The 13,117-nt window shown below is 37.9% G+C and carries 9 protein-coding genes; all 9 read right to left on the bottom strand.

All coding sequences use genetic code 11. The features are described 5' to 3' along the window. Nucleotides 1-15: 15 nt before the first annotated feature. Nucleotides 16-1,287 carry a UDP-N-acetylglucosamine 1-carboxyvinyltransferase gene (murA, locus tag Q5Y73_RS03490; RefSeq protein WP_305990446.1) on the bottom strand — a complete coding sequence of 424 codons (1,272 nt, stop codon included), beginning with the start codon at nucleotides 1,285-1,287 and terminating at the stop codon, nucleotides 16-18. Nucleotides 1,288-1,302: 15 nt separating this feature from the next. Further along, nucleotides 1,303-2,208 (bottom strand): UDP-N-acetylmuramate dehydrogenase, encoded by a 906-nt coding sequence (murB, locus tag Q5Y73_RS03485; protein ID WP_305990445.1) that lies wholly within the window; start codon nucleotides 2,206-2,208, stop codon nucleotides 1,303-1,305. Nucleotides 2,209-2,394: 186 nt separating this feature from the next. Further along, nucleotides 2,395-3,486, bottom strand: coding sequence for a stage V sporulation protein E (gene spoVE, locus Q5Y73_RS03480; RefSeq protein WP_305990444.1), 1,092 nt, complete (start codon nucleotides 3,484-3,486; stop codon nucleotides 2,395-2,397). Between the two features lie 31 nt (nucleotides 3,487-3,517). Beyond that, nucleotides 3,518-4,906 (bottom strand): UDP-N-acetylmuramoyl-L-alanine--D-glutamate ligase, encoded by a 1,389-nt coding sequence (murD, locus tag Q5Y73_RS03475; RefSeq protein ID WP_305990443.1) that lies wholly within the window; start codon nucleotides 4,904-4,906, stop codon nucleotides 3,518-3,520. Nucleotides 4,907-4,919: 13 nt separating this feature from the next. Next, nucleotides 4,920-5,876, bottom strand: a complete 957-nt coding sequence (gene mraY / locus Q5Y73_RS03470; protein ID WP_305990442.1) for a phospho-N-acetylmuramoyl-pentapeptide-transferase — start codon at nucleotides 5,874-5,876, stop codon at nucleotides 4,920-4,922. A gap of 13 nt (nucleotides 5,877-5,889) precedes the next feature. After that, on the bottom strand, nucleotides 5,890-7,281 hold the full coding sequence (locus Q5Y73_RS03465) for a UDP-N-acetylmuramoyl-tripeptide--D-alanyl-D-alanine ligase (RefSeq protein ID WP_305990441.1): 1,392 nt from the start codon (nucleotides 7,279-7,281) through the stop codon (nucleotides 5,890-5,892). Beyond that, nucleotides 7,278-8,768 (bottom strand): UDP-N-acetylmuramoyl-L-alanyl-D-glutamate--2,6-diaminopimelate ligase, encoded by a 1,491-nt coding sequence (locus tag Q5Y73_RS03460; protein WP_305990440.1) that lies wholly within the window; start codon nucleotides 8,766-8,768, stop codon nucleotides 7,278-7,280. The genes Q5Y73_RS03465 and Q5Y73_RS03460 overlap by 4 nt, the downstream gene beginning before the upstream one ends. A gap of 49 nt (nucleotides 8,769-8,817) precedes the next feature. After that, the gene (locus tag Q5Y73_RS03455) at nucleotides 8,818-10,743 is read right to left on the bottom strand and encodes a stage V sporulation protein D (RefSeq protein ID WP_305990439.1); all 1,926 of its coding nucleotides are present in this window, start codon (nucleotides 10,741-10,743) and stop codon (nucleotides 8,818-8,820) included. A gap of 144 nt (nucleotides 10,744-10,887) precedes the next feature. After that, a complete protein-coding gene (locus Q5Y73_RS03450; protein WP_305990438.1) occupies nucleotides 10,888-13,110 on the bottom strand; it encodes a penicillin-binding transpeptidase domain-containing protein in 2,223 nt (740 codons plus the stop codon). Nucleotides 13,111-13,117 lie beyond the last annotated feature (7 nt).

Raw genomic sequence — 13,117 nt, 5'->3', positions numbered from 1 at the left:
AGACATATGAATATATCATTTTGATACAGGTGATTCAACACATCTCGTTATATTAGCTCCTAGTTGTTTAAAAATATTTTCAATTTGTACATACCCTCGATCGATATGATAGATATGTTCAACTGTAGTCGTTCCCTTTCCCGCCAATCCTGCAACTACCAGAGCTGCGCCAGCTCTCAAATCCGTTGCCTTGACTTTGGCTCCGTACAACCTTGGAACACCTCGAATATAAGCAATATTATTGTTCACCCGAATATCTGCACCCATTCTTTTTAACTCATCAACATGCCTGAATCTCTGCTCAAAAATCTTTTCTTTGATCGTTGTAATCCCTTCAGACATAGACATTAACACCATAATTTGTGATTGTAAATCTGTTGGGAAAGCAGGATAAGGTGATGTTACAATTCGATCTAACGATTTTGGTCTATTTAAACTATTAATTTTAATTATATCATTTTTCAAAGTAATTTGAACATCTGCTTTTTTCAGCACGTGCATTAAAGCTTTAAGATGTTCAGGACATACGGAATTTAATTCAACATTGCCACCAGTTGCAGCTGCAGCTATCATTAATGTTCCGGCTACGATTCGATCAGGAATAATACGATAATGACAAGGGGTTAATTTTTTAACACCTTTTATGTGAATTTTTTCTGTGCCTGCACCAGTAATATGAGCTCCCATTTTGTTCAAGAAATTTGCTAGATCTTCGATTTCCGGCTCTCTAGCAGCATTTTGAATCGTAGTATCTCCTTCAGCCAATACGGCTGCCATTAAGATGTTTTCAGTAGCGCCAACACTAGGAAAATCCAGGTGAATATCTGCTCCTATTAACTTTTCAGCGCGGCAAATGATTGTTTGTTCAGATTCCTCAACTACAGCCCCCAGAGCTTTCAGCCCTTTTAAATGCAAGTCTATCTTTCTTTCCCCTATAGCACAACCACCCGGCTGATATACCTGCACTTGACCAAACCTAGCTAATAGAGGGCCCATCATAAATATGGATGATCTCATTTGTTTCATCAAATCTTCAGGGATGTGATGTGAATAGATAGATGATGTATCCAATAGTACTCTTTCATCTTGGTGGTTAGCCTCACAGCCAATTGCGTTTAATATTTCAATCATTACCTTTATATCTAGCAAGTCTGGTACATTTTCTATGGAGAGTTTCCCATCTACTAGAATACAACCTGCTAGAATCGGCAATGCTGCATTTTTTGATCCGTGAATACGTAACGTTCCTGTAAGAGGCCTCCCACCTTCGATAACCAATTTCTCCAATGTCTCACCTCCGAATTACCGCTCACCTACCTGTAAAACCTCTGGAACAAGAAATACGTCATATTTCTCGTATACAACACTCTGAATGTGTTCTATTAAGGTGAGGACGTCTCTAGCTGTCGCTTGATTTGTATTGACAATGAAATTGGAATGTAAGGTCGATACCTCTGCTCCCCCGATACGTGTTCCCTTCAAACCAGCTTGTTCAATCAATTTTGCAGCATGATTTTGATCAGGGTTGCGAAACACACTCCCGGCACATGCTAATTGCAGCGGTTGGGTTTTTAATCGACGTTCTTTAAGCGTTGCCATTAACTTGGCAATGTCTTTGCGGTTGCCATATTCGAGATTTAAAACAGCCTCTGCTACAATTCCCTTTTTCCTATGAAGTATAGAATCACGATATGCAAATTTCAAATCATCGGCTGACCATTCAACCAATTCCCCTGTCTCCAGTACAATCTTAGCTGTTGATAGTATTCGTGACATATCTGATCCGTGGGCTCCTGCGTTCATATATACGGCTCCCCCTACGGTGCCAGGTATTCCGCTTGCAAACTGCAAACCAGTTAATCCTTCTTTTGCGGCTAACACACTCAACTTGATAAAGGAAAATGCACCGCCAACATACACCCGATTTTTTTCAAAATGTATAGTCTCAAATCCCTTGCCTAATTTAATGACAGCACCTCTTATGCCTTTATCCGAAATCAGCAGGTTAGAACCTCTACCAATTTGCATCCAAGGGACTCCGTTATTGTGTAATATTTTGATTGTTTCAGATAATTCTTCTATATGCTCTGGCACAATGAATAAATCGGCAGGACCACCAATTTTCCATGTTGTATATTCAGCCATTGGTTCATCTTGATACACCTTGTTAATCCCAGCTGCACGTAATTCATCAATGACTCTTTTCATGGGATAAACCTCCTTTTGCAGAGTTTGTAATTAGCTTTGTCACGATTATAGGTTATTTTATGTTTTATCATATCGATTTGTTACAAGACAGGAACCAGTTTTCAGATTAAAGTCCAGACTTCAGTATACTGCGATGTTTTAAAAATAAAGTCTCTACTCTAAGGGTTACTGTTTCTGGACTCTAATTTATCTTGAGTATCTTGAAATATTAAGCAATATCCCAATAGCTGTCAACAACAAAGTTAATGATGAGCCACCTGCACTGATGAGTGGCAATGTAATCCCTGTGACTGGAAACATTCCAATAACAACGCCTATATTAATCATAACTTGTACTCCAATAATACTTATGATTCCTACGGCTAGTAAACTTCCAAATGAATCAGGTGCAGTGATGGCCACTCTAAATCCTCTCCAAATCAAAATGAGAAATAGAATCAAAACAACACTCCCACCTATAAATCCAAGTTCTTCTGAAATAATAGAAAATATAAAGTCGGTTTGAGGCTCTGGTAAATAATTGTACTTCTGCCTACTTCTCCCTAACCCTAATCCAACCAAACCTCCAGGTCCAATGGCGTATAATGACTGTATTATTTGGTATCCAGTTCCCAGCGGGTCCTCCCACGGATCTAAAAAACCAGTAATACGTTTTAATCGATAAGGAGCGGTTATAATTAATCCCACTAGCCCAATCACACCAATCATGGCTAGACCTACTAAATGAGAAATTTTTAAGCCAGCTACATAAATAACGATCAGCGATGCACCTACAAGAACAGCACCCGTTCCTAAATCAGGCTGCAGCATAATCAAAGCAAATGCAGCTCCTACGAGTAATAAAGGAGGCATTAACCCTCGAACAAACAGCGTAATCTCTTTATCTCGATCGGTTAAAAACTTTGCTAAAAACAGCACTACAGCCAGCTTCATGAACTCTGAAGGTTGAATACCTAGTGATCCAACTCCTAACCAGCTTTTAGCTCCCCCTCGTACATCGCCTATAATTAATACGAGTATCAACATAATAAAACCTGAAATCAAAATCATTTTAGCAAATTTTTTCCATGCCCAATAATCAATATTCATTGTGAAAAAAAGTGCAAAAATGCCTAGTACAGCAAAAACAAACTGTCTTTTCAAATAAAATAAGGAATCGCCAAAATTGTGAAAAGCAAGTACGGCACTTGCACTGTAAACCATAATTAAACCAATTCCCAAAAGCATTAGAGTGGATACAATAATTAAGGAATCTGGTGCAGAACGGATTTTCGCCAAAGAAATCCTCCTCCTAGTACAACCTTTTTTATTAAAGGTTATGCACCGCTTCTTTAAACATTCTTCCACGATCTTCAAAGGTTTTAAACATATCCCAGCTAGCGCACGCTGGAGAGAGCAATATAACGTCCCCATCTCTAGACATTTCTTTTGCATAAATAACTGCTTGATTTATCGCATCATTTTCATTCAAATATTTTTCTACGGAGCGGACTGATTGGACGCCTGCCGACTCAGCCACCTTTTTTATTTTCTGACGCGTTTCTCCTAAAGTGACTAGACCTTTGATCTTTAAACTAAACTGTGACTCTAACTCCATGTAATCAGATCCTCTGTCTAAGCCACCTGCGATTAAGATCACATTATTTCCAAAAGCTTCTAGTGCTTTATTGGTAGCTGTTGGATTTGTCGCTTTTGAATCATTGTAATAATCAATCCCGTCCTTAGAAGCAACAAATTCTAAGCGATGCTCAATGCCTTTGAACTGTTGCAACACATCGCTAATGACGGACAACTCTGTTTTTGCCGCTATGGCAACAGCCGTTGCAGCCAAGGCATTTTCCTGATTATGCCTTACACCTACTCCTAAAGATGAAGTATCTATTATAAAATGTGTTAGACCTTCCTTGTCTTTATAAATGATTTTATGATCATTTATATAAACTCCATAATCCAATTGTTTTTTTGTCGAAATGGGAAGGATGTCAGCTTGAATCTCTTTCGCTATATTGCGACACGTTTCATCATCCCAGTTGAGTACAGCTATTTCATCTGATGATTGATTTTTAAATAGATTTTTTTTGGATTCAACATAATCTTCTAAAGTGACATGATAATCTAAATGAGTTTCATATATGTTTAATAAACAGGATATTTTTGGTTTGAACTCACGAATGCCTTTCAATTGGAAGCTGCTTAGTTCAGCAACAATCCATTGATTAGCATGCGCTTCCTGTGCAACCTCACATAATGGAGTACCAATATTCCCTGCAACAATCGGTGATTGATAATCAGCAGACAATATTTCTCCAATCAAACTTGTTGTTGTCGTTTTCCCGTTAGAACCTGTAATTCCAATCATAGGAGCAGCACTAATATGATAAGCCACCTCTATCTCAGTTATGATTTCAATCCCTATATCAAGTGCTCGCTTAATAGGTGGAATTTTATATGGAATACCAGGGTTTTTAACAATCAGTGCAAGCTCTGGATGTATTAAATCAGGTGGATGTCCTCCACAAATCACAGTAATGCCTAGTGCCTCCAGTGATTCTGCCTCAGGACAGCTTTCTCTTTCTTTTCTATCATTGATAGTTACCTTGGCACCGTATTGATGAAATAACTTCGCAGCAGCCTGTCCGCTTTTGGCTAAACCCAATACAAGTACGCTTTTATCCTTATAAAAACGAGGATGATTCATATTTTAACGCCCCTTAATAAATATAAAGTCCAACTCCCGCCAAAACGAGACCTAACAACCAAAATGAAATGACAACTCGCCACTCCGACCAGCCACTCAACTCAAAATGATGATGGATTGGACTCATTTTAAAAACCCGTTTCCCGGTCGTTTTAAACGAAATGACTTGAATAATGACAGAGAGATTCTCGATCACAAATACTCCACCTATAATGACTAATAACAGTTCTGATTTTGTAAGTATAGCAACAGCTGCTAATCCCCCTCCAATACTGAGTGATCCTGTATCTCCCATAAACACTTTGGCTGGATGTGCATTGAATACCAAAAACCCCAAAACAGCTCCAATCATAGCCGCACAAAAAATAGCTGTTTCAAACTGAGAATTCATCATAGAGATGATAGCAAACGCCCCAAAAGCAATGGCACTTGTACCAGACACTAATCCATCCAAACCATCTGTTAAATTCACTGCATTTGTAGTCCCCAACAATACAATAATAATGAATGGGAAATACAACCAGCCTAATTCAATGCTTTTTTCAATAATCGGAACATGAAGAGCTGTACTATAATCAATAGCAAATAACATGACACAAATAATAATGGAAACTAAGAGTTGCCCTAATAACTTTTGCTTTGCTGTTAACCCCATGGATCGTTTAAACACAACTTTAATATAATCATCTAAAAAACCAATGAGTCCAAATCCAAAAGTAGCAACAATCAAAATATAAAATTCCAATCCGTAATCGTCAGAAAAACGAAAGAAAGTAATAGACAAGGCTAAAAGAATAATGATTCCACCCATAGTGGGTGTTCCTTTTTTCTTTTGGTGTCCCTGTGGTCCTTCAGTTCGAATTTGTTGTCCAAATTTCAACCTGCGCAGGATAGGAATAAATAGCGGTCCTGTAATCAACGCTAAGATGAATGCAACCCCTATTGTCCAGTACATAATATTATAATCCACAAACCCTGCCTCCTTATCTATTTTTCAATTCGTGAACGACATCTTCTAGTTTCATCCCGCGAGAGCCTTTTATCAGAATTAAATCTTCCTGTGAAACAACATGAATTAGCTCATTAATTAGTTTTTCCTTATTATCAAATAATTTAACATTTCCAGGGGAATAATGATTCAATGATTCTAGTCCAATCTCTTTTGCTAAACTTCCATAAGTAAATACATGATGTATCCTCTGAGGATCAAGCAATCTCCCTATTTCACGATGCAGCTCTACTTCCTTCTCTCCCAGCTCTAACATGTCACCTACTACCAGAATTTTATGGCGATATCCTTTTAATTCCTCTAACATCTCAATGGTTGCTTTCAGTGCATTTGGACTGGAGTTGTATGCATCGTTAATGATTGTAAATCCACTATTGGATTTCATTTTTTGAGTTCTCATGCTTGAAACTTTAAGCTGCTTTAAACCTCTTTGAATTTCCTTTTCTTGGGTGCCAATCATTTTACACACCGCTATGGCTGCCACAGCATTCATAACATTGTGTTTTCCTATTAATGGTATGTAATAATTCCAATGTTGTGAATGATTTATCTCAAAAGTTATCCCGTCTTTTTCCATCTGAATATTTGTGGGATAAAGATCATTAGCGCCCAATTTTCCAAATCGGATCTTTTTTGTAGATGCTGGTAATTCATATCCAAGATCAGTCATATTCTCCAAAAGTGGTTCATCTCCTGGATATACAAAACCACCTTTTTGTTTTAATCCGTTTAAGATCTCTAATTTTGCTTTTGCAATTTCTTCTCTAGATCCTAATTGCAGTAAATGTGCATCACCGATATTTGTAATGATCGCAATCTCTGGTTCTGCCAATCGGCTCAGCAAATCAATTTCATTTCTGCCGCTCATTCCCATTTCAAGCACAGCAAACTGCGTTTCTTCTTTCATTTGCAGCAATGTCAGGGGCAGCCCAATTTGATTATTAAAGTTTCCATCTGTTTTATGCACCTTAAAGGTGGTAGACAATATAGAAGCAACCATATCCTTTGTTGTTGTCTTGCCATTGCTCCCAGTTATTGCAATCACTCTTGCTCCAATTTGTTTCATATACCCTTTGGCTAGTTCTTGTAAAGCAACTAACGTATCTTTTACAAAAATAAGTGGTATATTTTGAGGAGGGTTGTCATGATCCAATTGCCATAATGCTGCTGTCGCTCCTTTATGGATAGCTTCTTCCACAAACAGATGACCATCAAAATGTTCACCAACAAGTGGAATAAACAAATTGCCCTGTGCTATGTTTCTTGAGTCTGTAGAAACCCCTAGAATTTGAGTTGAAGAATCAAGCTTTGAATATGTCTCTGTCTTCAACATCCGGATTATTTCATCATATGCTCGGATCATCATTTTATTATACTCCTTATCACTTTCTTTGCCACTAATCTATCGTCAAACTCATTTTTCACGCCATGAACTTCCTGATATGTCTCATGACCTTTACCTGCAATTAAGATAATATCCTTTTCTTTTGCATTCTTAATTGCACTTTCAATTGCTTGGTAACGATCAACGATAAGTTCATACTGATTTTTAGCCATACCAGAATCAGATATCCCTTGTTCGATTTCAATCAATATTTGTTTTGGATCTTCTGTTCGAGGATTATCTGAAGTAACGTATACATAATCACTATATTTTGCTGCTATCCGCCCCATTAAAGGTCTTTTCGTACGATCTCTATCTCCACCACACCCGAAGACACATACAATTTTCCCTTCAGCAAATTCTGATATCGTTTTTAAAGCATTTTCTAGACTGTCTGGGGTATGTGAGTAATCCACAATAACCAAATAGTCTTGGTTCTCATAAACAGCTTCAAAACGCCCGTCAATCCCTTTCATTTGCTTTAAGCTCCCCTTTATTTCTTCCAAAGAAATACCCTCTATTAGTGATGTAGCAACCGCCGCGAGTGCATTATAAATATTAAATTTTCCAATAAGCCGAAGATGAAAATCTAATGTTCCAGCAAATGAAATCACCTTAAACTGTGTCCCCTGTGAAGTAATTTGAATATCTGTTGCTCGAACATCCACATCTTCCTTTTCAATCCCATATGTAAATACTTCTGCTGTTGTAAGTTTCTTGAAATAGGATGAAGCTTCATCATCCCCGTTTACGATTGCAAATTTATTTAAATTCGGATTATCAGAAAATGTATTGCCTAATCTTGAAAACAATAGCCCTTTTGATTGCTTATACTTTTCCATTGTCCCATGATAATCTAAATGATCTTGTGTTAAATTTGTAAATACTGCTGTGCGATAGCGACAACCTATTACCCTGCCCATCTCGAGTGCATGACTTGATACTTCCATGATGCAATAATCAATGTTTCTTTTGACCATCAAATTGAGATTTTTCTGTAATTCTAACGACTCCTGTGTAGTATTCTCAACACTGTAAGTTTGATGATCAATCTTCATTTGGATCGTCCCCATGAGCCCTGTTTTAAAGAAACGATCTCTTAATATTTTATCTATCAAGTAGGTTGTTGTGGTTTTTCCATTTGTTCCGGTCACACCAATAAGTTTCAACTTATGGCTTGGATATTGATAAAATGCCGAAGCAAATAAAGCCAATGCAATTCTACTGTCTTTTACATATATTGTTGGAATGTCCAATTTGACTTTACGTTCAACTACTAGGGCTGAAGCACCGTTTTCCACAGCTTGCTCCGCGAAGTTATGCCCATCCATTCGATGACCCACTACACAAACAAATAAATCACCCGACTTAATCTTCCTTGAATCTGTTTGAATACCTGTTATGACTGTATCTGCATCTCCATGAATAGTAGAAAGTTTTAATAATGAGGCAAATTCTTTTAGAAGCATGGATAAAACCTCCTAAAACTAAAGTATGAATACAGTAGTTTTAAGCATATCAATTACTTTCATTTGATAAATAGACACGTATTTTTGATCCTATTTCAACTCTTTCACCAGCTTTAGGCGCTTGACTAATGACCACATTTCCCTCACCAGATTTTACAAGTTGAAAATGAGGATTTAAACTCTGAATAAGTTCCGTTTTTGTCATTCCTACTAAATTCGGTACCTCTTCATATTGAATATCGCCATATTGATATTCTCTTTCAATTTGATCTTTACTTGGTTCTACTTGCATGTAGCGCAACGTGTCTTCCATCATATTTTTAACTATTGGAGCAGCAACTACTCCTCCAAATTGTATACCTTTAGGGTTATCCACTGCAACATAAATAACAACCTTTGGAGCATCCGCTGGTGCAAACCCTATAAAAGAAACGATATGTTCATTTGGAGAATATCTTCCATTAATAACCTTTTGCGCTGTCCCTGTTTTCCCACCGACACGATATCCATCTATGTAAGCATTTCTTCCTGTTCCATTGGCCACTACACTTTCCAAAGCTTCACGAACCTGCATCGACGTTCCTTCAGAAACAACCTCTCTAACTGCTTCTGCTTCTATTTCTTTAACTACCTCACCTGTTTCAGGATGAATCCAGCTGCCTGCTACATGTGGTGTATATAATGTACCTCCATTGATCGCAGCAGATACGGCCGCTACCTGTTGAATTGGCGTTACTGAAACCCCTTGACCAAAAGATGTTGTAGCAAGTTCAATAGGTCCTACGCGATCTAAATTAAATAATATCCCGTTTTCCTCTCCACCAAGATCAATTCCTGTTTTCGTACCAAAGCCAAAATCTTTGATGTAATCATACAGTGTTTCTTTGCCTAGTCGCTGACCTAAAATAACAAAGGCCGGATTACAGGAATTTTCTACTCCTTCCAAGAAGGTTTGACTGCCATGCCCCCCATGTCGCCAGCAACGTAATCTTGTGCCTGCCACCTCAATGCTTCCTGGATCATGAAACGTGTCTTTCGTTAAATTTACTTTCTCTTCCTCTAAAGCAGCAGCCAAAGTAATGATTTTAAAAGTTGAGCCAGGCTCATACGTTTTCCATATAGGTAAATTCCGATTGTAGATACTTGAAGGGTATTCAGCATAGTTGCCTGGTTCATAATCTGGTTTTGAAGACATCGCCAAAATTTCTCCTGAATTAGGGTCCATCGCAATCGCTAGGGCACTGTCGGGTTGATACTTTACCATGGCTTGATCTAATTCACGTTCCATTATCATTTGAATATTTTTGTCCAACGTTAACTGTAGAGTAAGCCCATCTTTTGGTGCAGTATATTGTTCTGAAGCATTAGGCATCAAATTCCCTCTTGCATCAGATAAATAGGAAACACTCCCCTTAATACCAGTCAGGTACTTGTCATATGTTAATTCCACACCTGTAAGACCTTGATTATCTATACCTGTAAAACCTAAAACATGAGATGCTAGATTATCGTAAGGATAATATCTTTCGTTGTCCTCTGCAATAACAATTCCTGGCAAGTTCAATTCTCTGATTTCCTGTGCCTTTTCAATTGATATTTTTCGTCCACCTGGTTGAATCTTAACACTTATTTCTTTCTTTGTAATAAGGCTGTAAACTTTTTCTTCAGATATTTGTAAAACAGTTGCCAGCTGTTCTGCAGTCCTTTTTGCATCTTCAATTTGTACTGGGATAGCCAATACAGATGGGGATGTAATATTATAAGCTAGCTGTTCCCCATTACGATCTATGATTCCCCCTCTTTTGGGTTCAAAATCAATATTCCTTCGCCAAGTGTCCTCTGCTCTTTCCGTAAGCTCAGGACCAACCCATAACTGTACATACCCCAATCTAATCCACAAGCTAGTAAACCCAATAATAGCTAACAATAATGTTATAAATATTCTTTTTCTTAAAGTGACATTCGAGATTTTCATGGTCTCCCCCTCATCCCAATCCTTGATTCCTATTTGATATCAAGGATATTCAACAAGGGTTAGGGTTAGAACAAGCATATCCCAACTCCAAATTTGAAAAATCCAGGAGAAGTACAAACTTGCCTATCATTGAGAGCAACCCCATTAATTACCGTCAGGACTTTGCTCTTGTAGTGGAGTTTCAGAAGCAGACCCCTCCTCATTCTCATCATCTTGTTCAAGTTTATCTTGCGCTTGCTGCTCTAGCGTTTGCAGCTCCAACACAACAACTCTTTCATTCCCTTCGTATTTCACTTCCTGATTAACAACATATGCTTGTCCACTTACTTGACACTCCATTTCCAACAAAGAACAGAATTGCATCACGTCACGTAAAGACTTGTTTCTTAAATCTGGAACCGGTATTTTATCAGGTGACTCAGTAAATAAATAACCACTTTGTCCCAACGCTACTTCTGTTCCAGGTGCAGGGAATTGTTTTATTACATGCGTACCACTCCCCAACACTTCATAGGACAGCCCATTTTTAGCAAATTCATTCTCTGCAGATAAAACGGTATAGTCTATGACACTCGGTGTTTCTACCTTTATCTCTGGTTGTCCAATTCCTTCATCTGATTGTATAGCAACATCCAAATAGCGTAAGCTATTCAACATAATCTCTTTAAAAACAGGAGCAACAACAGAACTACCCAATTTATAATTACCACCCAAATCTGGGCGATCTGCAACAACAATCAATGCAATTTTAGGATCTTCAACAGGCGCATATCCAATAAAGGAGTTAATCCAAACCCCTTTTGCATATTCTCCATCTACAACGACATTCGCCGTTCCAGTTTTACCTGCCGCTTGATAACCCTCCATATAGGCTAATCTACCTGTTCCTATAGATTGGTCTGAGATGACTTGTTCTAAATACAAACCAACCTCTTTCGCCGTTTCTTCCGAAACAACTTGACTCACTAATTCAGGAGAGAATTTTTCAATAACTTGACCTGTATCCGTGTCAATAATCTCCTTTACTATTTGAGGCTTCATTAACTTTCCACCATTTGCGATAGCAGAAATTGCTGCAATCTGTTGAATGGTAGTTACCGTAATTCCTTGCCCATAGGTTGCTGTTGCTACCTCAGTATCCCACCTGAGATTTGTTTTTCCTGAAACCTCATTTGGGAGCTCGATGCCTGTTTTTTGACCGAATCCAAAATCAGCAATGTATTGATCTAATTTTTCTTTTCCCAGCTGTTCATATCCAAGTTTAACAAAGGCAACATTACTAGATCTTTTTAAACCTTCTAAATATGTAATTAGACCCCAACCTACACCATTATGGTCTGTTAATCTTGAGCCAGATACTAGAATAGATCCAGATTGATACGTATCGTTTGGGTTGAAAATCCCCTCTTCTACAGCAGCAGCTAAAGTCACAATTTTAAAGGTTGATCCTGGTTCATATTGAGAACTAACAGCGTGATTAGTAAACTGATCTTCACTTTCAAAGTCCCAATATTCATTGGGGTTATAATTTGGAAGATTAGCCATACCAAGAATCTCCATCGTATGAGGATCTACAGCAACTGCTGTAATACTCTTTGGTTTGTATTGTTCATAAGCCGTTTCTATGGCTTGTTGAACATACAATTGAATGTTTTCATCTATGGTAAGTTTAAGAGAACTTCCATTTTCAGGCGGAGTATAAGACACTTTGCTGTCTGGTATTTCATAATATTTTGAGTCACTTTGAAAACTCCGATAACCTGGAATACCACTTAACAATTCTTCGTAATAATATTCGATCCCTGATGATGCAGCTCCATCTTTTCGAACATAACCTAACACATGTGAAGCAAGATCATTAGCAGGATACGTTCGTTTTTCCTCTGGAAGAAAAAATACACCCTCTATTTCTTTTTCTTCTAAAACCAATTTAATTTCTTCCATTGTTGACGCATCAATCTTCCAACCTTCCCTGCGAATCTCTCTTTGCCCATAATAGCTTCCATCTTCTTTTGTTTTTGTCATTGTGTCTTCTAAACGTTTTTTACCTTCGATTGTGTTCATATCCAACAATGGCGCTAGAGCCTCAATCACCTCATAGAGAGTCCCGTGTTCATTAATCAATTTAGGATTTACTGCAACAGTATACGCTTCCGCATCCTGCGCCAAAACCTCACCATTTCGATCATATATAAATCCCTTTTGGGCAGGAATTTCTTGGTTTTTTTCCCACACATCTTGCGCTAGTTCTAAATACTCAGCAGATTTAACAATCTGTAGCCAATAAACTTGATAAATGAGTCCAAAAAAAAGAAGGGTAAAGACCCCTCCAAACAACAAGGAGCGAATTTTTGATTTTTTATTCATAGGTTTC

Origin of the sequence: Chengkuizengella axinellae (assembly GCF_030730905.1) — a bacterium.
Taxonomy (GTDB): Bacteria; Bacillota; Bacilli; order Paenibacillales; family KCTC-33759; genus Chengkuizengella; species Chengkuizengella axinellae.
This window is presented reverse-complemented; position numbering and strand designations above follow the sequence as displayed.